The sequence below is a fragment of the Clostridium pacaense genome, from assembly GCF_020709765.2.
GTDB classification, from domain to species: Bacteria; Bacillota; Clostridia; order Lachnospirales; family Lachnospiraceae; genus Enterocloster; species Enterocloster hominis.
Map to the genome: position 1 here is coordinate 56834 of NZ_JAJFEB020000020.1, position 21585 is coordinate 78418.

Annotated in this window: 18 protein-coding genes and 2 pseudogenes; 2 read left to right on the top strand and 18 right to left on the bottom strand. The window is 51.1% G+C overall.

What is annotated here, in order from left to right:
* Window positions 1–40: 40 nt before the first annotated feature.
* The 3 genes from LK536_RS52930 to LK536_RS52940 all read right to left on the bottom strand — a co-directional run bounded on the left by LK536_RS52930 (window position 41) and on the right by LK536_RS52940 (window position 3601).
* Entirely contained in the window at window positions 41–2008 is a 1968-nt protein-coding gene (locus tag LK536_RS52930) for a beta-glucoside-specific PTS transporter subunit IIABC (RefSeq protein WP_227796927.1), read from the bottom strand.
* A gap of 165 nt (window positions 2009–2173) precedes the next feature.
* A complete protein-coding gene (licT, locus tag LK536_RS52935; protein WP_227796928.1) occupies window positions 2174–3019 on the bottom strand; it encodes a BglG family transcription antiterminator LicT in 846 nt (281 codons plus the stop codon).
* A gap of 234 nt (window positions 3020–3253) precedes the next feature.
* A complete protein-coding gene (locus LK536_RS52940; protein ID WP_040381431.1) occupies window positions 3254–3601 on the bottom strand; it encodes a TIGR04076 family protein in 348 nt (115 codons plus the stop codon).
* A 123-nt stretch (window positions 3602–3724) separates the two neighbouring features.
* Between LK536_RS52940 and LK536_RS52945 the strand changes: the two genes are divergently transcribed.
* Window positions 3725–4399: a Crp/Fnr family transcriptional regulator gene (locus tag LK536_RS52945; protein WP_025482862.1), complete on the top strand. Its 675-nt coding sequence runs from the start codon at window positions 3725–3727 to the stop codon at window positions 4397–4399.
* Here the strand turns inward: LK536_RS52945 and LK536_RS52950 are convergent.
* Window positions 4323–4550, bottom strand: a pseudogene (locus LK536_RS52950) (DUF6783 domain-containing protein). The gene LK536_RS52945 and the pseudogene LK536_RS52950 overlap by 77 nt on opposite strands.
* Between LK536_RS52950 and LK536_RS52955 the strand changes: the two are divergent.
* A pseudogene (locus LK536_RS52955) lies at window positions 4467–4676 on the top strand (DUF6783 domain-containing protein); the annotation flags it as partial. The pseudogenes LK536_RS52950 and LK536_RS52955 sit on opposite strands and share 84 nt — an antisense overlap.
* Before the next feature lie 151 nt (window positions 4677–4827).
* Here LK536_RS52955 and LK536_RS52960 read toward each other — a convergent pair.
* The 14 genes from LK536_RS52960 to LK536_RS53025 all read right to left on the bottom strand — a co-directional run bounded on the left by LK536_RS52960 (window position 4828) and on the right by LK536_RS53025 (window position 21581).
* Window positions 4828–6678: an EAL domain-containing protein gene (locus tag LK536_RS52960; RefSeq protein ID WP_227796929.1), complete on the bottom strand. Its 1851-nt coding sequence runs from the start codon at window positions 6676–6678 to the stop codon at window positions 4828–4830.
* A 442-nt stretch (window positions 6679–7120) separates the two neighbouring features.
* Window positions 7121–7984 carry a helix-turn-helix domain-containing protein gene (locus LK536_RS52965; protein WP_040381429.1) on the bottom strand — a complete coding sequence of 288 codons (864 nt, stop codon included), beginning with the start codon at window positions 7982–7984 and terminating at the stop codon, window positions 7121–7123.
* A gap of 82 nt (window positions 7985–8066) precedes the next feature.
* Window positions 8067–9254 carry a trans-sulfuration enzyme family protein gene (locus tag LK536_RS52970; RefSeq protein WP_162158510.1) on the bottom strand — a complete coding sequence of 396 codons (1188 nt, stop codon included), beginning with the start codon at window positions 9252–9254 and terminating at the stop codon, window positions 8067–8069.
* Between the two features lie 41 nt (window positions 9255–9295).
* The gene (gene nhaC / locus LK536_RS52975) at window positions 9296–10762 is read right to left on the bottom strand and encodes a Na+/H+ antiporter NhaC (RefSeq protein WP_008722243.1); all 1467 of its coding nucleotides are present in this window, start codon (window positions 10760–10762) and stop codon (window positions 9296–9298) included.
* Between the two features lie 24 nt (window positions 10763–10786).
* On the bottom strand, window positions 10787–11488 hold the full coding sequence (locus LK536_RS52980; RefSeq protein WP_227796930.1) for an RraA family protein: 702 nt from the start codon (window positions 11486–11488) through the stop codon (window positions 10787–10789).
* Window positions 11485–13155 carry a dihydroxy-acid dehydratase gene (gene ilvD / locus LK536_RS52985; protein ID WP_227796931.1) on the bottom strand — a complete coding sequence of 557 codons (1671 nt, stop codon included), beginning with the start codon at window positions 13153–13155 and terminating at the stop codon, window positions 11485–11487. The genes LK536_RS52980 and ilvD overlap by 4 nt, the downstream gene beginning before the upstream one ends.
* Before the next feature lie 9 nt (window positions 13156–13164).
* The gene (locus tag LK536_RS52990; protein WP_025482873.1) at window positions 13165–13923 is read right to left on the bottom strand and encodes an SDR family NAD(P)-dependent oxidoreductase; all 759 of its coding nucleotides are present in this window, start codon (window positions 13921–13923) and stop codon (window positions 13165–13167) included.
* Window positions 13920–14786: an SMP-30/gluconolactonase/LRE family protein gene (locus LK536_RS52995; RefSeq protein ID WP_227796940.1), complete on the bottom strand. Its 867-nt coding sequence runs from the start codon at window positions 14784–14786 to the stop codon at window positions 13920–13922. Before LK536_RS52995 ends, LK536_RS52990 begins: the two co-directional genes overlap by 4 nt.
* A 322-nt stretch (window positions 14787–15108) precedes the next feature.
* Entirely contained in the window at window positions 15109–16257 is a 1149-nt protein-coding gene (locus tag LK536_RS53000) for an ABC transporter substrate-binding protein (RefSeq protein ID WP_227796932.1), read from the bottom strand.
* A 52-nt stretch (window positions 16258–16309) separates the two neighbouring features.
* A complete protein-coding gene (locus tag LK536_RS53005) occupies window positions 16310–17326 on the bottom strand; it encodes an ABC transporter permease (protein ID WP_008722232.1) in 1017 nt (338 codons plus the stop codon).
* A gap of 16 nt (window positions 17327–17342) precedes the next feature.
* Window positions 17343–18836 (bottom strand): sugar ABC transporter ATP-binding protein, encoded by a 1494-nt coding sequence (locus LK536_RS53010; RefSeq protein WP_227796933.1) that lies wholly within the window; start codon window positions 18834–18836, stop codon window positions 17343–17345.
* Window positions 18837–18886: 50 nt separating this feature from the next.
* Complete coding sequence (locus LK536_RS53015; RefSeq protein ID WP_227796934.1) at window positions 18887–19336, bottom strand: RbsD/FucU family protein; 450 nt, start codon at window positions 19334–19336, stop codon at window positions 18887–18889.
* Entirely contained in the window at window positions 19330–20034 is a 705-nt protein-coding gene (locus LK536_RS53020) for a class II aldolase/adducin family protein (protein ID WP_008722229.1), read from the bottom strand. The genes LK536_RS53015 and LK536_RS53020 overlap by 7 nt, the downstream gene beginning before the upstream one ends.
* A gap of 71 nt (window positions 20035–20105) precedes the next feature.
* Complete coding sequence (locus tag LK536_RS53025; protein WP_227796935.1) at window positions 20106–21581, bottom strand: rhamnulokinase; 1476 nt, start codon at window positions 21579–21581, stop codon at window positions 20106–20108.
* Window positions 21582–21585 lie beyond the last annotated feature (4 nt).

Below are 21585 nucleotides of genomic sequence, written 5' to 3' on the forward strand. Positions count from 1 at the left end.
TTAGAAAGTGAATGGAACAAAAAGCAGATGGGACCGGTATTCATCTGACGGACAGGATGGGGTCCAATGCGGCAACCGTGCCGTTGCCAGATGAAGCGACTTCCCTGTATCGGTCCGTGTTGGATACGATCACAGGCGTAGTGATGTCATAACCCGCGTCCAGGATTTCCTGTACGTCAAAGGTCAGAAGCATTTCCCCCCTTTTGACCGTGTCCCCGGTGCGCTTCAGCGGATGGAAGTGCCGGCCCTTCAGGTTCACGGTGTCAATGCCCACGTGGATGATCAGCTCAATACCCGTATCGCTTACCAGCCCCACCGCGTGCCCTGTCTCAAACATGACGGATACGGTTCCGTCGAACGGTGCCGCCACGGTTCCTGCCGATGGGATGACGGCGGTTCCTTTCCCTAATACTTCATTTGCAAAGGTGGCGTCCTTTACTTCGCTGAGGGGTATCTGTTTTCCTGCCAGAGGACTTGGGATTGTAAATGTTTCCGATGGTTCTTCCGCTGCCTGGATGACGGCGGTTTCCTTGCCTGACGCCTTCATTTCCCCTGACTCTTCCACTTCTGCTTCCACCTTCTCGTCCTCATACGCCACATCCTCATCTGCCTCATCCTCATCCGCCTCATCCTCCACATCCTCAAACCCGATGATTAATGTGGCGGTGAATGCAACTACCACGGTAAGCAGGATGGTCAGCGCCGCAATGACCAGGCTCATGGGACGGCTGTCCTCCACGTACTGTACGATGGTCACGATGGCAGGGGTTGCGATGCCGAAGCATTTCATCTGGAAAAATCCTCCGAACAGTCCTCCGGCCAGCGCGCCGATACACGCCCCCAGCATGGGTTTCTTCAGCCTCAGGGTGACCCCGTAGAGCGCAGGCTCGGTTATGCCTGCCACAAGGGCAGAGAATGCGGAGGAACCTGCAACCTGCTTAAAATCCTTGTTCTTACTTTTCAGTGCAACGGCCGCGGAAGCAGCACCCTGGGCCATATTGGAGCAAAGCTCGCCAATGCAGATAAAGTTCTCAAATCCCGTTGTGGCTATCATTCCCAGCTTAATGGGCGTAAACGCGTGGTGCATGCCTGCCATGACAACAAATGGATAGATTCCCGCGACCAGCCCGATTGCAATGAATCCCAGCTTGTCGTGGATGAAGTAGACCGCATCTGACAGGACATTTCCCATAATAGCGCCCAGCGGCCCAAGGACAATCAGGGCAATGGGAGCCTCAATCAGCATGACCAGCATGGGTCTTAAGAAGTTCTTGGTGATGACCGGAGTAATCCTGTCAGCCAGCTTTTCCACGTATTTCAGCGACCATACGGCCAGGATGATGGGGATGACCGAGTAGGAGTAGGATGCATAGGTGACCGGCATTACACTCAGGAAATGAATGGTCTGCCCTGCGTCGTGGGCCTGGCCCATCATGCTGATGAAATTAGGATGCAGCATGATGAGTGCGATACTGGCCGAATAATATACGTTTGTGCCAAACTTCCTGGAAGCCGAGACCGCAATCAGCACAGGCATGAAAAAGAACGCGCCGTCGCCGATTACGCTGAGCAGCTGATATGTCTCACCCGCGGTGTCCAGGATTCCAATCATCGGAAGCAAGGTAAGGAGGACCTTAATCATGGCCGCGCCGATGATGGCCGGGATGACCGGAGTCATGATTCCGGAAATGGTATCCATCAGCATGGAGAACAGGTTCTGCTTTTCTTTTGGTTTGCCCTGTTTCTCAGGAACCTTATCTGAGAAATCCCCCAGCCTGCACAATTCCGCGTAAACGTTAGCCACGTCATTGCCGATAATGATCTGGTACTGGCCTGCCTTCTTCATAATTCCCATAACGCCCTTTGTCTTTTTTACCGCCTCGTCATCCACCACGGACTCATCCTTCAGGGTAAAACGCAGCCTTGTCATACAGTGGATCAGGCTGACTACATTTTCACTGCCGCCCACACGCTGTAAGATTTTTTTTGCCATCACTTCATAATCCATATCATCCACCTCTTCTTCATGATTGAAATAAATAAAGACCTGATTACAAAAGGCACACCTTCCCGGGGTCTGCGCCTTTCATAACCAAGTCTTGCTTAACTTAATAATAACAAACTTAATCATCATCTATTCAGTTGTCCCTGTACCGGATGCCGCTCTATCCGGTCAGGGGAATTCCCTCTCCTCATCCAATATCCGCTTCAGATGGATCAGCAGGTAGAGCTGTTCATCCACGGATAAGGTGTAACTGTACTGCTTTTTAATAAAATCAGCCACTTTCCTGACGCCGGAATAAGCCTCCTCATTCTGGGTCACAAGCACCTGGTAGATTTCTTTCATGCTGTCCTGGTAAGCCCCATGGTCAAACACCCTTGCTGAGAAAAACTTCAGGTGCGTCACAAACCGCTGGTAGGAAACAGAGTCCTCATGGAACTCAATCTTAAAATGGAACCTGACAATCTGCAGGATAGCGTTCATCAGCTCCGTTATCTTCTGGATGTCCATCATCTTACTGTTATCCAGTTCCGAGGTCACGATGTGCATGGCGATGAAGGCCGCCTCATCATCCTCCAGGTCTATTCCGGTTTCCTCAAGGACCCAGCCCACCGCCATTTGCCCTATGGCATATTCCTTTTCATAGAACCTGCGCATATCCATCTTCATCATGTTCTTCAGGGCAATGCCGGACCGGAGGCGTTCCACCGCTGAATTGATGTGGTCGGTGAGCGTGATATATAACACGTCATTCACCTTCAGCCCCTCATTCCTCGCCGCATCCACCACCCGCCCTGCAATGCCCAGGTACTGCTCGGAGACGGACTGGACGATCTGCTGGAGCCTGCGGCTGTCCTCACCGCTTCGCAGGCAGTATGTCTTGTCAATTAATTCCTCAGCCAGCTGTTCGCCTTTCTTTTTCTGAAATCCGATTCCCGGCCCGGTGACAATGACCTCCCGTCTGTCCTTATCCAGCGTTACAACTGCATTTGTGTTCAGGACTCTGATTATCTTCAATGACCCTTCCTCCATAAAACCGGCATGTCATGGGAGCGTATAATCCAACTCCCCGCCAAATAAAAAAACTGCTTATAATACTACCCAAAGTATCATAAACAGTCTTGCTTACCCTAACGTAATAACAAACTTGTTTTTCTGAAATCACTATAGCACCTTCAATACAGATTTGTCTAGTGGTAATTTCAGATTCAGTGTTTTTACTATTTTATAAGGTGGTTTTTTGTCTATTATTCACAATACGTCCTGGACATCCATCCGTTCAATCTTAAAGATGACCGGGCGGGTCCCGTCATTGCAGCATGCAATCATCATCTTCTCATCATTGGTCCAGCCTTTCATGATGGAGCCGCCCTGGAGGGCCGTATACACATACCGGCTGACGGCATCCCATGCCTCCGAACAGAATCTCCCGTCCAGCATATGCCAGAAATCGTCCCTGTCCCCATTCCGCTCTAAAATGAACTCCTGGCCAACTTCAAACATGGGGCATGGGCCTGACTTCGGGTCCGCCAGATACTGCTCCTGTAAATCCTCATAACACTCCTTGCGTATTACCGTAATCTTACACCTGTGTTCCATTCTTCCCATCCTTTCATTTTCTTTTACCCTGGGGTATCCGCATGTTAGGGCGTGTTTGAAATTGCAAATATTTCCTCCAGATGGTATAGTAAGCTTAACTTACACATATGCCGAGGTGGTACCATGCAGACTCCCCGTTATTATTTTGCTCATGATTATGACCCGTTTCATGGATATTTCCTTTCCCAGCCCCATCAGAAAAAAGCCTTTAAAAAAGGAGACTTTCTCTGGAAGCCAAACCAGCCCCACGGTAAGATATATTACATCCTTTCAGGCATGGCCATGCACTATGTCAATCACGAAAACGGCCATAGGAAAATCATCAGCTTCCATGGCAGCGGCACCGTCTTCCCCGGCTACCACCGGCTGGATTTCAAGATAGAACTTTCCCTTATCGTGGAAGCCCTCACGGATATGGAGGTCTTAGAGTTCACAAAGGACGGATTCCAAAACATGTTTGAGACAAATGTGGACCTCAGCGAAAAGGTCGTGGATTGGTATGCCATGTATGTGAACCGGTTCCTGTTTGAATCCGCACATCAGGAATATAATACATCCCTTATGAAAATCTGCAACCTGTTATATCTTCTGACAGAAAACCGCTTATCCTGTTCCTCCTCAGCCATTGACATGACCCAGGATGAGATTGCCGATATACTGGGCCTGAGCCGGGTCCATGTGGCACGCGGCCTGTCGGAACTGCGGGAAAAAAACATCATCCTCACCCAGAGGAAACAGATCCAGGTAACTGACCTGCCTGCCCTGGAAACGTATTGTTCGGAGGAGACACGCTCCTAGAGTGTGTTTGAAAATTCATTCCCGCCGTCTGCACGCCCCACTTTGCGGTATATTTGGCCCCGATTCAGTCAGCGTAGCCCGCTACGCCTCCACCATCGGGACCAAATCTCCCACAAAGTGGGACGCACAGCCGACGGAAAGCAATTTTCAAACACGCTCTAGCAGCGGCCTGCGACGCCCTGGTATCTGCGCAAGGCCGTACTGGTATTTTAATTCCTTCCTAATACGCTGCATCCCCATTATAAAAGGACGGCGGTTGATTGTCTGTAAAAAATGATACACATATAAATAAAAATACAAAAGGCCGGTATATCCATTGTCATGGGTTTCCGGCCTCGCTGCTGCATATCTATGAAAATCTGCGCATCTTATTCTGTTTCATCTTTCCATATCCTTCATCAAAGCAATTCGGCTGAAACAGCCCAGGCCTACTCCTGTCCGTCCAGCAGACGTTCAAACTCCGCCTGGGGTACCGGGCGGTAGAATACATAGCCCTGGACATAGTCACATCCAATCTGCTTCAGCATCTCCACCTGGCTTTCGGATTCCACGCCCTCTGCCACTGTCCGTATATTGAACTTGTGGACCAGTTCAACAATCCCCTGTACAACGGCCATATCCCGCTCAGGGTCATTGCTTTCCGAAAAGAAAAAGCGGTCTATCTTAAGCACGTCAATGGGCAAGGTCTTTAACAGGCTCAGGGATGAATAGCCCTTGCCGAAATCATCAATGGAGCAGGAAAACCCGGCCTGCTTCAGCTGATCCACAATACTGGTCAGCAGGCTGGTATTGTCAATGGCAATGGATTCTGTAAATTCGATTTCCAGCAATTCGGCGGGAATCTGGTAATGGTCCCGGATTTCCACATACCGTTTCACGAAGTTCTGGTCAAAAAACTGAAGCCGCGAGACATTGACGGAAACCGGAAGCACACGCCTGCCCGCCTTCAGCCGTCCGTTTAAGAACCGGCAGACTTCTTCAAACACATACTGGTCCAGTCGGTCAATCATATATTTACGTTCAAACACCGGAATGAACCGGTCCGGGGGAATGATGGAACCGCTCTGTGACTTCCAGCGCACCAGGGATTCAGAACAGGCTATCTTTCCCGTGCCCAGCTCTACCTTTGGCTGGTAAAACACGGTAAATTCGTGATTTTCCAGGGCGGCCAGCATACTGCTCTCCACATTTTTTTCCTCACGGAGACGGTTGCGTATACTCTCATCATAAAATACATAGTTGGAATGGGTTCCGTTCTTCACTGTCTTGCGCGCGAAGTTGGCCCGGTCCAGGAAACCGTCAATCCTCAAATCCTCCACGACGTCCTCCACACAGCAGATGCCGCAGCAGGTGGGCACGGACTGCCTGTTATGGGAACTGTGCATGAAACGGATGATTTCCGTATCCGCCTCCCGCTGTCTTGCCGCCACCTCTTCCCGGTCCTGGTAACGGAGCAGAAGGACGAAATTATCCGCTGACACGCGTCCGCAAAGCTCCCCATCCCCCACCAGCCTGTTTAATATTTCCCCGTACCGTTTCAGGATACTGTCCCCGTACGCATACCCGAAAACATCGTTGATGTACTTGAAATCTGAAAAATCCGTATAGACAAACGCTATTTTCCCGTCATGCCCCGCATCCAGATACCGCTGGGCTTCTTCCTTGAAGGCATCCAGCTGGTATACGCCGGTCAATGTATCCCTGCGGGCCAGGTCATTCAGCTTTTGGTTGGTATCCTCCAGGTGCAGCAGCTTTTTCCAGTAGGCCCATATGATGAACAGCCATGTAAGCAGCATGATGATAAGCATTACGATACAGATTACATTCAGTCCCTGGATACACCTTGCCGCATATTCGTCCGCTGCAAAAACCGTGTCGTTGGCCTGCTTAAAGTAGACTTCACTCAGGGACAGAAGGGTTGTCCCGTCATCCAGGCCATTGCGGTAGGCTGATATCTGGACTTTCATTTCTTCCCACATAGCGCTAAGTCCAGCCAGCTTCTGCTGATAATTGCTGTCTTTTGGAAGGGGCAGCCCATACTCGCCGTCCCCTGTTTCCAGTTCCTTAAGGATTCCATCCAGGTATTCAATAAGCGGTTCACTCGGCTGGTCCATCAGCTCCAGCTTCACCAGGCGCTGGGTGGCTCCCCGTACAATCCCCACATAATTAACCAGCCGGCTGTAATGCTGGGACTGCGACACCGTATGCAGGGTCATTCCACCAAACAGCATAAGCAGCAGGAACAGGACAACCAGTCCACTTTTCAAAAAACGTTTCATATTCAACCCCCATCAGCCTTTTGCAGCATCCTTCCCCGCAATCCCCCAAGGCTGTACTTTTATCTTTCAGCTTATATAAACCGGCTTATCCCACGATTTTTCCCGTTTTCATCCCATGCACGCATCCTGTTTCCGCATCCCCCGCATACAGGAGCAGGATAGCCGAAAGGTCTCCCATTCCGGAGAGACCAGCAGGTATATGGATTTACTTTTCACGTTCGTTCAGGTATAGTCCTGCTCATTAAATGTTTTTTCCATTATACCTTATATTTTTGTAAAACGCAATCAGGTTACAAGGATATATATGGTACAGGACAATGGGGCAATAGGGGCAGTCCGGTTATAAAAAACGGTGAGGCATGTCTGTCCATGCTCCCACCGTCTTCCTATCAGGCCATATCCATCCCGTCTTTAATTTTACACGGTCCCACGTGCCTAAATCCTACTTCCGCTTCCCATCCCCGGACCAAAGCTTCCGGTATCCTACCGGTGTCAGGTTGGTAAAGCTTTTAAAAATCCTGCAAAAGTATTGGGAATTGCCGAATCCTGTCAGGCTTGCTATATCCGTTATGCTCAGATTGAAATTCCACAGTAATTCCTTTGCCTTATTAACCCGCAATGTGTTGATGTACTGGGAACTGTTCATCCCAATCTCCTCCTGGAACCGCTTCCTTATATACCGGGAACTGATTCCGTAATCCACGCTGAGCCGTTCCATGTCTATTACTTCCGTGAAATTATCATTGATATACTGTACAATCTGGCCAAACCTGTCGTTCTTTCTTGGTACATACCGGTCCTCTTCCTTATACTTTTCCGACAGGGATACATACAGCGCGGCCAGCTGCAGATCCATCTGCAAAAGGCCCGCCCCATCCGGATGTGCGGCATTTTTGTGTCTGCAGATCATTTCTATATAATCGCAGATGGACTCGCAGTTGGAGCATTTCCTGTACTGCCGTCTTCCCCCCAGTTCATCCAAAAACCGGTTTTCATATTGCCTGGCCGGAACCTGTATCTTCATCTCCAGCTGTGTCAGACGGCAGCTCTGCTTCAGGTTCACCATGAAGGAATGGGGCGTATGGCGGTAAATGATGATACATTCCCCTTTTTTCATGGGCACGAACTCATCCCCAATCCCCATAAGGCAGCAGCCCGCGGCCACATAATTAATTTCAATTTCCTCGTGTTCATGGCGCTCAAACTTATAGCTGGATGGGAAACGGAATACGCCCACCTTATAGATGTCCGTCCTATAATCCCTGTCCTGCATCAGCTCCATCAGTTCCGCCCGTTCCATACGCATCCTTCCATCTCCTTTCTGCCACCACAGGCAGGAGGCACGGCAACCTGCCCGCGCCTCCTGCCTCCAGGAACACATCCAAGATTTATTTCATGATTTTATCCAGCGCCTGTTTCAGGTCGCTTACCAGGTCCTCTGCCGGTTCCATCCCCAGATACAGGCGGATCAATCCGCCAGGGATGTGGGCCTCCTTCAGATACGCCTCATTATCGCCATGGTTCTGGGGCAGGATCAGGCTCTCAAATCCGCCCCAGCTGACCCCGATCTGGAATATCCCACATGCATCCGCCACTGTCCTCACATCCTCAAAGGCATCTGTGTGAAGGTCTATGGACAGCAGGCTTGTATACCCTGTCAGGTACCTGTCTGCCAGTTCCTTCTGTTTTCCGGTAAAACAGAGGGGATGGTTCACAGTCTTGACCATGGGATGGTCCTTAAGCATTTCCACTACGGCCTGTGTGGTACGGGCCTGGTGTTCCAGACGCGCCTCCAGGGAACGCAGTCCCCTGATCAGCAGCCAGGCTTCGAAAGGACCGATGGCCGCGCCGCTAAACTGGTGCCCTATCTCAAATATCCGGTCCACGATCTCATGCCTTGATATGACAGCCCCGGCCATTACATCGCTGTGTCCGCCAATGTACTTTGTGCAGGAATGGATTACGATATCCACCCCATGGGTAAGCGGTTTCTGATAAAACGGGGTTGACCATGTATTATCTGTCATGGTAAGGATGTCATGGCGCCGCGCAATATCCACTATCGTATCGATATCCAGCATGTACATCATCTGGGTGGATGGGCTTTCATAATAAATGATCTTTGTATTCGGTTTCACATACTGTTCTATTTCCCCGGCATCCTGGACAAACACATTCGTACATTCCACATGGAACTTTTCCAGGGTCTTCGAATAAATGGTCGCCGGTCCATATACATTGTTCACCAGCAGGATGTGGTCTCCTGCCTCCAAAAGGGTAAATAATGTGGCTGATATGGCCCCCATTCCGGAACCGAACACCTTTGCCTGTTCCCCGCATTCCAGTCTGGCCAGTTTCTTCTCCAGGATTTCCGTAGTGGGATTCACCCCGCGGCAGTACAGATGGTTCTCCCTTTCATGGTTGCTTGCTTCAATGAATGCGTCAAATGTATCGAATGTAAACAGCGTGGTCTGCACGATCGGCGGCGTGACCGCCCCATAGTAGTTGCTGTTATCCTCAAAATAGTGCTGGCATATGGCCGCATCCTTCCATTCATTTCCATTTACATGTTTCATGATCTGCTCCCTTTCTTCTCCTCTGAATAACATCCGTGGTCTTATGATTGTGCTGCCGCTTTCCTGTCATCTATCCCTGCCCTTTTTCCTGTCTTATAGGAAAATGCAAACTTCCCGATACTCTTATAGGTACATGCATAGAAGATTGACATCAGGGTACAGGACCAGTTAAATATAGAGAACGGCAGGTAATCAATGGTTGCAACCCCCAAAGTGGTAGCCATATAGATACCGGATATGGTCCACGGCATGATACCTTCCGTCACTGTCACGAAATCCTCCAGTACCCTTGACAGGTTCTGTTCCTTCAGATCCAGTTCCTCGAACTTCTTTCCGAATATGTCCGCTACCAGGAAATAGGAAATGTAGGAGTTCTGCGCAATGGCTACAATGGCGGCAGCCGAAAAACCGGCCGCATTCACCACGGAGGTAATGGTCTTCAAGGGTTTCATGACATGCTTAAGGGCGATTTCCAGGCAGTTGGTCAGCTGGATGATCCCGCCAAAGGTAAAGGCTATGATGACATAGATGACGCCCTCGAACATGGAGGCAGCGCCGCCGCGGTTGAGCAGGGTAAGGATTTCCCCTGACAGCTCCTTTCCCGGAAATGCAGCCGCCGCAGAGAAACCGGATTTAGCTGCCGTGAATACAATGTCATGACCAAACCCCTGGATGGTCAGTCCCAGCACCATGGCCACTGCCGAGGACAGGATCAACACCGGAACAGTGGGCTTCTTAAGGATTGCGCCGCCGATGACAAGGACTGGCGGAAGTACAAGGAACGGGCTGAAACGGAAATTGGCAGACAGGTCCCTGAGCATGTTGGTATATATCTCTGAATCAATGGTACTGGATTTAAACTGGAGTCCCATGACTGTAAACGCAACGCAGGCTATGATCATGGCCGGTATGGTTGTGACAAACATCTGCTTAATATGGTCATAAAGGTTAGCCTTTGCAGCTAATGCGGACATGTTAGTGGTATCTGACAGAGGTGACATCTTATCCCCGAAGTATGCGCCTGAGATAACCGCTCCTGCAACCATGGGAAGAGGCACACCCAGCCCCACTCCCACTCCAATCAGGGCCACGCCGATGGTTCCCACGGTTCCCCACGATGTGCCTGTGGCAATGGAAATGAACACACTGACCCAGAATGCGGTCAAAAGGAGGAAGTTAGGGTTTACAATCTTAAGTCCATAGTAAATCATGGCCGGAATGACGCCTCCTGCCATCCAGGTCCCTACCAAAAGCCCGATGCTGAGCAGGATCAATATGGCGGGCATGGCTTCCGCTATCTTCTTTGATACCGCCCCCGTAATGTCATCCCAGGAATATCCCAGATAAAGTGCAAACAGGCCCGCTATGACGGCTGCCACGGTTAACATGATGATACCATCAACCTTCAGGACTGTAAATCCAATTATTAATGATGCAAGAATCAATACAACCACACATACTGCCTGTCCATTGGTGGCTGTGCGTATTTCCCTTTTTTTATTCTCCATTTTTTATCCCTCTCCATCCTGTTTTTACATGATTCCGTACGTCTCAAAGGCTTCCTTGGCAGGCATCCCCTTCTTAATGGCTTCCCCCACGGTCTTCTCGCCCGTGGCTTTTTCATAGGATTGCCGGATTACCTCCCCTTCAATTTCCCTGGGAATGACCACCACCCCGTCCATATCCCCGAATATGATATCCCCCGGGCGGATCCGTACCCCTTCTATCTCAATGGGCACCCTGTAGTCAATCACCTTGCCCCTGGGCGCCTGGTCCTGCGCATATCTTCCGTAGGAAAAACACGGAAAGCCTAATTCCTCAATTCCTTTTGTATCCCGGTGGAACCCATTTACCACAGCTCCCGCCGCACCCAGGATCTGCATGCGGGTACACATCAGTTCCCCCACCAATGCGTAATCCGGGGAAGCGCCCGTGCATATGTACACCTCATCCTCTTTTATATCATCCAAAGCTTCCAGCATCAACCCAAACGGCTTGTTCATCACCGGATTATGGGAATCCGATACGTCCTCAAAGGCATCTGCCTCCAGGACGGTCATGGCCCTTCCGGCCACCACCATGCCCTTATCCAGGGGCTGTATCCTCCACGGAAGGAATTGATGGTAATAATGCATCTTATCCAATATATCCCCTATGACGGCTGAATACAACACTTCCCTCATTTTCCCAAATAATTCCTTGTCATCCGACCACTGCATCTGCATCCTCCTCATTCCACCACAGCCCCCTGGGCTGCTGATCTGCTGATTTTCCTGTATGTTTCCAGGTATCCTGGTTCTATCTGTTTCTCCGGCACGCTCCACCGTGCCATCCGCTCACGCAGTTCCCCTTCGGGTACGTCCAGCGTCAGTTTCCTGTCCGGTATATCCATAATGATGCGGTCCCCGTCCTCAACAACGGCCAGCAGGCCGCCCTCAAACGCTTCCGGTGATATATGTCCCACAAAGCATCCGCGGTTGGAACCCGAGAAACGGCCATCGGTAATCAGGGCGCAGCTTCCTGAAAGCCCCATCCCCTCCAGGCATTTCATAGGACGGTACATTTCCGGCATACCCGGCCCGCCCTTCGGTCCCTCATATCTGAGCACTACCACGGACTGTTCCCTTACATCGCCGGACAGGATTCCGTCAATGGCCTCCTGCTCGCTTGCAAACACCCTGGCCCGGCCTTCAAAATGCATCATGTGGGAGGGGATTGCCGCCGGCTTCACCACACTTCCAAGGGGCGCCAGGTTTCCCGTCAGGATTGCCACCCCTCCATTGCTGTTAAACGGATGGGATGCTGTCCTGATTACTTCCCTTCTGCTGGCAGGCTGGGTCCCTGCAAGGATTTCCCCCACTGTTTTCCCGGATACCGTCAATGCCCCCTCATGCAGGAACCCCTGAAGCTCTTTTAACAACGCCGGGACGCCTCCCGCCTCATAAAAATCCACCATGTCATAAGGTGAGGCAGGGTAAATGGACGCAACCTGAGGAACCTTCCTGCTGAATCCGTCAAATACGGTCAGGGGCAGGCTGCCCAGCCCGGCCTCCTTGTATATGGCCTGCAGATGCATGATGGCGTTGGTGGAACCGCCCATGCCCATAAGGGCTGTGATGCCGTTATAAAAAGCCTCCTTTGTGAGTATGTCCCTGGCCCGGATTCCCCTGTGCACAAGTTCCATGACCGCGCGTCCTGACTCATAGGCCAGGGAAAGACGCCGGGACAGGACTGCCGGGACAGTGCCGCTGCCAGGCAGGGACATACCCATCACTTCCGCAAGGCATCCCATGGTGTTGGCCGTGCCCAGCATTGCGCAGGAACCGGCGCATGGCTCCGCGATATTTTCTATGTACTCAAATTCCTCCTGGGTGATTTCCCCCCGCTGTTTCCATCCAACCGCCTCGGTCACGATATTCCCATCATAATGCTTTTCCTTATAAACAGCCGGATACATCGGTCCCCCATTAAGGAACACGGACGGGATATTGATCCTGGCCGCAGCCATCAGCATACCCGGCACGATCTTATCACAGGAGCCAAGCAGGACCATGCCGTCAAACCGGTGGGCCCTCACCATGCACTCCACGGAGGAGGCTATCAGATCCCTGGAAGGCAGCACATAACGCATCCCGTCATGACCTTCCGCAATCCCGTCACAGGGTGCGATGGTGCCGAACACCATTGCAGTCCCACCTGCGGCCTCTATCCCCTTTTGTACCTGTCCGCACAGCTGGTTCAGGTTATAGTGGCCCGGCGTTGCATTGGTGTAGGAATTCACAACCGCTATCAGCGGTTTTTGCAAGGCCTCGTCCGTAAATCCCATGGATTTATAGAGCGCGCGCTTCAAAGCCCCCTGGTCCCCCTTTAATAATCTGTTGTAATAACGTTCATCTTCCATTCTTCAACCTCATGTGAAATCATTGGCCGCTACCACCGGTAACGTTGCCCCTCCGTCAATGGTAAGGGTGGTGCCTGTTATGTACGCCGCGTGTCCGGATGCCAGATATGCCACGGCCTCGGCTATCTCCCTTGTGGATGCAAACCGTCCAAAAGGCAGGCGTTTTGCAGCCTCCCACCGTATATCATCCGGCTCCCAGCCCACATCCGTATACCCCGGGGCTACCGCAGCCATCCGTATACCGTATCCGGCCAGCTCCATGGCGGCATTTTTCGTAAACTTTGACACCGCCGCCTTGGTAGGCCCATAGATGGTGGCCCTTGGCCAGCACCCATCCGTCTGATTGGAGGAGATATTGATGATCACTCCCTGAATCCCGCGGGCTATCATGTTTTTAGCCGCTTCCTGGGAGCTGAAGTACAGCCCTTTCCAGTCAATCGCCGTCATCCTGTCAAAATCCTTTTCCTCTGCATCCAGGAAATATACCTCGCTGCTGATTCCCGCGTTGTTCACCACCAGGTCAACTCCTCCAAAGGTCTCATCTGCCTGGCCGTGCATCGCCTTTATGTCCGTAACCTTTGACATATCCGCATAAATAGCCAGCGTCCTGGCCCCAAAGGACTCCGCCTCGCGGCAGACTTCCTTTGCCGCCTGCGGGTCCGTATGGTAATTCACCGCTATGTCATAACCTTTTTCAGCCAGGGTAATGGCAATCTGTTTTCCTATCCCCTTTGCCGCCCCCGTTATTAAAGCTGCCGGTCGTCTCATTTTTCTTCCTCTTCTTTCCAACAAAATTCATAGGGGTATGTTCCCGCCACCCCAGCATCCGCCACATAGACATTGCCGCCGGCCTGTCCTTCCCTGGCAGTCGTGATGTACAGTTCATCCAGATGTCCACCGCCAAAGGTACAGCTGGATACATCAGCATCCGGCAGCGCCACTTCCATGAGCTTCATGCCGGACGCCGGATTGACACAGATGACCTTGTATCCTCCCCACATGGCAATCCACAGGTTTCCGTCCCGGTCTATGGCCATTCCGTCCGGAACACCTTTCTCACCGGATAAATCCACGGACTTCTTGGGATTCCGTATCGTATGCCAGTCCTGATGGCAGCTATAAGAATAAACAGCCTGCTCCTCCGTCCTTACATGGTAAAATATCCCCTTTTCCAAATCCCAGGCCATTCCGTTCGGGATTGCCAGGGACGGCTCCACACAGCAGGTCCGGCCGGCCGGCCCGATCCGGTACAGCCCGCCTTCCGGCCTGTCCTTCTGCCCGCTGACTGCCATCGTCCCTATCCACAGCTGTCCTCCCGGTCCGCATTTGCCATCGTTGAACCGGATACCATCTGCCATGGGAAAGCGGCATAGGGTTTCTGCCCTGCCGTCCTCCGGATGAAACACGTTCAGGCAATCGTCAACCGCAGCAATCATTTCATCACGGTCCCTGCCAGGTATAATACATCCAACATAAGTCCCCAGCTTCCAATGCTGGATTTTTTCAGTTTTCGGAATATATTCAAAGACAGTGCCGTTTAATATATCCGTAAAAAATAAACTATTCCGTTTTTTACACCACATAGGTCCTTCGACTAATTCCCCGATGGAACCAGCACATTTTCTCACCATCAACTGTATATCATCCCCCTCTCAGCATAAAATCGTACAAAGCTTTGATAGTTCCGATTATAATCCATTTTCCCTGCGATTGCTTCTCCTATGAGGAACTGGAATACGATTCTTTTATCCTTTTCGGAACAAACAATAAAACTGTTCTGTCTAAATGCCGGTATGGGATTTCAGAAAATCCATAGCTATCTCAATTTAAATAGAAAAAATCCCTGATTTCTTCGCTAATCAAAGAAATCAGGGACTTTCCACATTATTAATGTCCATCCATTCAGGACTATTATCTGAAAACCTCAAAAAATCAGGATACTTCTATAAAATATTACTTATAGAGACACGGAGCCACTTCCGCCGAATCCATATTGGTGCTGTCATACCACAGTGCGCCGGTGTCCACATCCTCTACCGGTTCTCCTTTGGCTGCCTTGGCGGCCAGGGTAACCGCCTGATATCCAATCTGTACCGGATTCTGCGTGATGGAACCTGCTAAGACACCGCTCTTGATGGCATCAAGCTGGATGGCGCCAGAGTCGAATCCAACGCCGATTACTTTATCCGCCCCCAGTACCTGAAGACTCTCATTGGCCGTCACCAGGTTCTTGGCTGTAAATTCGTTGGACGCATAAATAGCAATCAGGTCATTTTTATTCAGCAGGGTATTGGCCACGGTCACGCAAGCCGCATCATCCACGGTTGCCGGAATGCCTACATCGATAATCACCTTTGCTCCGTCAACTGCCTTGTTATACTTATCATGGCCCACTACCGTGCATTTATCCTCACCGATTAAGGTACACATCCTGTCTATGAAACCTCCGGTCCGTTCCCCAATGGACTGGGATGTGGCATCCTGGGAGACAACGCCGATCCTGACCGCTTCTGCCGGATCCGTGACCTTGTCCTTAATCATTTCATATAGTTTCTCCGCAGCCAGACCGCCTGCCGCATAGTTGTCCGTGGCTGCATTGGCTACAATGGCGCCTGCAGGGGCATCCGGCACACCGGAGTCAAACCCTACAATCGGAATATTTGCTGCCTGGGCATTGGAGATAGCATCCAGGGCCGCCTGTGTGTCCAAAGCAGCCAGGCAGATGGCGCTGGGCGCTTTGTTGACTGCATTGTTCAGCTGCTCAATCTGCTCAGCGACCGCACTCTCGCTGGCCGGACCCACAAAATTGGTGGACTTAAGCCCCAAATCCTTTGCAGCCTGTTCTGATCCCATCTTTACCGCTTTCCAGAAATCATGCTGGAAGCCTTTTGCCACAATCTCAACCGTGACATCGCTGTAATCCACAGCCCCATCCGGCTTGGCTGCCTCCGTATCCCCTGCTGTCGTGTCCTTTACCTCTGTCTCCGGAGCGGCCGTTGCCGCGGCCGTAGTGGCGGGCGCGCTGGCTCCGCTGGAGCAGCCCATTACCATCGTGGACACTATTGCTGCGCAGATGACTGTACTTAATAATTTTTTCTTCATGAATAATCCTCCCTTATTTTATCCCGCTTTGCGGGTTATTAGCAATTGCGTACTAATCCTTCCCCTGTTTCCTTCTATTTAAAACATCTACAAATACGGCTATGATCAATACAAATCCCGTAATCAGCAACTGATAATGTGGCTGTACCCCCACAAAGGGAAGGCCTGTCTTCAAAACGGACATAATAAAAACACCAATTAAAGTACCCGATATGGAACCCACGCCACCTGCCAGGGATGTTCCGCCAATCACGACTCCGGCGATTGCATCCAGTTCAAATCCATTTCCGGTTCCAGGCATGAGTGTGGAGTATACTGCCGCATAAGACACGCCCGCCAGTCCGGCAAACAGACCGCTTATGACATAAGCCAAGGTCTCCCACTTTACCACATTCACACCGGAAAGCCGGGTCGCCTCCTTATTACTCCCAAGGGACAGTATATAGCGTCCCGGACGCGCCTTGTTGAGAAGGATGGCCATCAGGATTGCGAGTACAATCAGCAGTATGAATCCCGTGGGGATACCGGCCTGCGGAAGCCCTGCACCTTTTAACTTGAAAATGCCTCTGAATGAGCCGCCTGGTGCAGAAGCCTGTGGAAATGTCACGGTCGCCGTGTTTGTCACAATCGAGCCCAGGCCCCTGGTAATCATCATGGTTCCCAGTGTGGCAATAAAGGCCGGAAGCCTCATGACAGATACCATAAGTCCATTGGCAAGCCCGAACAGGCCTCCCATCAGTATGGCCAGGATAACGCACAGCGGCATAGGCAGTCCCAGTTTTGTATACAGCGTCCCTGAAATCAGGGAACAGCAGATACAGACCGTGCCGATGGATAAGTCGATTCCTCCGGTGATGATTACAAATGTCACGCCTATCGCCATAAAGCCAATATAATAGGACGAATCAAAAATGCTGACCAGTGTGCTGTACTTTGCAAAATTGTCCCCAAAAATCCAGAAGAACATGAATAATACAATCAACGCAATCACTGCCACCAATTTCTGAGTGCCGATGGCCTTGAACAATCCATCCGGCTCCTTTTTTACCTGATTCTTATTATCCGACATGTCTTTAACCTCCCCTTTACTCCCTCAGTGTAGCGGCATGCATGATTTTTTCCTGGGTAGCTTCTTCTATGCTGATTTCTCCTGTTTTACGGCCCTCACACATAATCAGGATACGGTCGCTCATCCGCAGCACTTCCGTCAGTTCAGAGGATATCATGATGATGGACTTCCCCTGTTTTACAAGATTATTCATCAATGTATAAATCTCGCTTTTTGCCCCGACGTCAATCCCTCTCGTGGGCTCGTCAAATATCAGGATGTCGCAGTTCCTGGTAAGCCATTTGGCAATGACCACCTTCTGCTGGTTTCCACCCGACAGGTTGCGCACCTGCTGTTCCACGGACGGCGTCTTGGTCCTCAGCGCCTCCACAAATTGTTCCGCTGTTTCTTTTTCCGCTTTCTTGTCAATAAACATGCCTTTGCAGAATGCTTTCAGGGAAGCCATTGTCGTGTTCTCAGCCACTGTTTTCTCGATTATCACGCCATAGCGCTTGCGGTCCTCCGACAGATATCCGATCCCGGCGTCAACCGCGTCCTGTGGGTTCCTGATATCCACCCGTTTTCCATTCACATAAATATCGCCGCTGTCCCTCCTGTCAGCACCAAAGATAGCCCTGGCCGTCTCCGTCCTTCCTGCTCCCATGAGTCCTGAAAAACCCAGGATTTCTCCTTTGCGGAGTTCAAAGCTTACGTCTTTTACTGTTTTTCCAACATTCAGGTGTTCAACCTTCAGCACCACCGGGGCATCCGGCCTTACATTGCTGAAGCTCTTAGGCTCCTCATACACCGTGCGCCCTACCATCATCTGGATGATGTCGTCTTTCGTGGAATCCCTGGTTATGAGCGTACCCACATATTCCCCGTCCCTCATGACCGTTACCCTGTCAGTAATCTGGTTAATCTCATCCATGCGGTGGGAAATGTATACAATCCCGATATCCTTGGCCCTCAGGTCACGGATGATTTTGAACAGCTCGCTGATTTCGGAATCGGTCAGCGCGGCAGTCGGTTCATCAAATACGATTACCTTGGCATCTGTAGAGATTGCCTTTGCTATCTCACACATCTGCTGGCGCCCCACCGTCAGCCTCCCCATTGTTTCCCTTGGGTCAATCTTGATATTCAGTAATCCGAACAGTTTTTCTGCCTCTTCCACCATCCTGCGGTCATCAATCAGCTTTCCGTTCATTTTTTCTTTGCCGATAAAGATATTCTGGGCCACCGTTAAGTGGTTCATCATGTTCAATTCCTGATGCACGATTACAATGCCGGCGCCCTGCGCTTCCCTGGGACTTTTAAACTCCACTTGGCGCCCCTCATACACAATGGTACCGCTGTCCTTGCTGTAGATTCCTGTCAATATCTTCATGAGGGTGGATTTTCCGGCGCCATTCTCACCCATCAGTGCATGGACCTCGCCCTTTTTAAGTTCCAGACAGGCATTTTTTAACGCGTGTACCCCGACAAAGGACTTATCAATGTCTTTCATGGTCAGAATTACTTCTCCCACATCATCACCTTCCGTTTCTTTACTAATTGAACAGTTTTGGCGGAACCCATTTACAGGCCCTGGTTGGTAACTACCCCTTTTTGCAGCATGATGTTGGCATAAAGCGCCTGCTCGCTGGTGGCGATAATCGCATAAGCTTTCTTTGCCTCCTCATAAAACCTGAACCGTTCCATATGGCCCACGGCACTTCTGCCCCTGCCGTCACACGCTTGCACCAATGTCACGTATTGATCCCAGATCGGTGTTTCAACCGTATCCCCGTCCATCACCGACATCAGGCAGACAGGCTGTCCTACGTAGGTGTCCAGGGGGAAAAGCAAAAGGATTGCTTCCAGTATCTCCGGCACGCCATGTCCTTCCATATGTATGACATGGGCATCCCTGCCCATGGACTCTGCCGGGAAATTCCCATCGGCAATCACCAGCCGGTCGCCGTGGCCCATTTCACATAATATCTTTAGCAGTTCAGGAGATAGTATATGGGGTATTCCTCTCAGCATCTGTCTTCCCCCTGTTTACTGTATTTTTTATAACCGGGGTGCCTGCCGGTTACCCCATATCCTTTCCTCATTGAGATAAGGCGGTCAATATTTTCCCTGGATATCTCCTGTGCACCTCCCAGCATTCTGGCGTTAAGGCTGATTTTTGCAAAGAGTTCCAGTGTCTCCATGCGGTAATAAGCGGTAATCACATCAGCCCCCACGGTCAAAGCCCCATGATTCTGGAGCAGCATTGCGTCATGTTCCCCCAGATAGGGCGCTATGTTATCCGGTACTTCGTAAGTGGAAGGGGTTCCGTAAGGCGTTACCGGAATCGAACCCAGGGCAATTACCGTCTCAATCATGGAATACTCGTCCAACGCTACATTGGCTACCGCGTATCCGGTGGCCACAGGCGGGTGGGCGTGAAGCACGGAATTAACATCCTCACGCTCTTTATAGCAGCGGAGATGCATCTTAATCTCTGAAGAGGGCCTGTATCCGGGAAGGCCTTCCAACACCTCACCTTTCCCATCAATACGGACCAGCTTTTCCGGTGTAATGAAACTTTTGCTCATTCCGGTGGGAGTGGCAAGAAAGGTTCCGTCATCCAGCCTGGCGGAAACGTTGCCGTCATTGGCTGCCACCCAGCCAAGCTGCCACATCTTATGGCACACATCGCAGATCTGTTCCCTTAGTTCCATATAGCTTAATTCCATAATACCTCCTTCTTTGCCAGGTTACCCCGGCCTTTGGTCATTCATATGCTGCCATCCCACCGCAATAAACCTCAGTCTGCGGCAAGCATTTCTTTATATTGTCCGTATACCTGCTCCCACTGATCCGTATCCTTCGGCTCATAGATACTTACCTTGGCGGAAGCCCCTACCACACTTCTCACCTGTTCCAGATTCCTAAGTTCCCCTGTGGCAAGCAGCTGCGTGGCTGCGTTGCCCAGTACGGTAGCCTCCACCGGTCCGGCAATCACCGGGCAATGACACGCATTGGCCGTCATCTGGCAGAGAAGCCCGCTCTGTGTCCCACCACCCACCATATGAATGGCCGGGTACTCCTTTCCGGTACACATCTTAATTTCATCCAATGTCATGCGGTACTTAAACGCCAGGCTCTCATCGATACATCTCACAAGCTCCGCCTCATTCTCCGGCACCCTCTGTCCGCTTTTACGGCAGTATCCCCGGATTCTCTCAGGAATGTTTCCAGCCGGGACAAACTCTGGCGCATCAGGATCAATCAGCGCTTTGAATGGCTTTGCATCTGCGGCCATTTGTTCCAGATGCCCGAAACTGTACTCCTTTCCCTCACGAATCCACTGTCTCCTGCTTTCCTGGACCAGCCACAGCCCGATAATATTCTTTAGGAAGGAAATCCTTCCCTGGCACCCGCCTTCGTTTGTGATATTCAGCCGTTCTGACAACCCGTTGATAACAGGTCCGTCCAGTTCCGTGCCAAACAGCGACCATGTCCCGCAACTGATGAAGATGAAATCCTTATCCCTGGCAGGAACAGCCGCAAGCGCACTTTGCGTATCGTGTCCTGCCACGGCAATGACTTTTGCAGGCTCAATCCCCAGCTCCTGACAGATCCCGGTTTTCATGGGACCAAGTCCTGTTCCGCATGGAACGATGCCGCACAGGATCCGTTCCGGGATGCCGAGGCTTTCCAACACTTCCTTTGACCACATCTTAGTACGGGCATTAAGCATCTGCGTGGTGGACGCGATGGAGTACTCGCTGACCTGCGCCCCACATAGGTAATAATTAAATAAGTCCGGCATCAACAGAAGCCTGGAAGTTCCCTCCAGAAGCCCGGGCCGCTGTTCCAGCAGGGCCAAGAGTTGGAATACCGTGTTAATCTCCATGAACTGGTTGCCTGTAATCTGATAAAAGCGGTCCTTATCCATTTTCCCAAAACTCTTTTCAAGCATCCCTGCGGTCCGGGCATCCCGGTAATGCACCGGGTTTTCTAAAAGATTTCCCGCCTTGTCGATCAGGCCGAAATCCACGCCCCAGGTATCCACGCCGATGCTGTCAATCTTTCCATACTTCCTGGCTTTCACCAGTCCCTGCTTCACCTCATGAAACAGCCGCAGGAAATCCCAGTACATGGTTCCGTTTAATATGACCGGATCATTGGGGAAACGATGGATTTCCTGTATGGATATCCTGTTCCCATCAAAGCTTCCCAGCATTACCCTTCCACTGGAAGCGCCGAAATCCACTGCCAGCACATTTTTATGGTTCATAGAC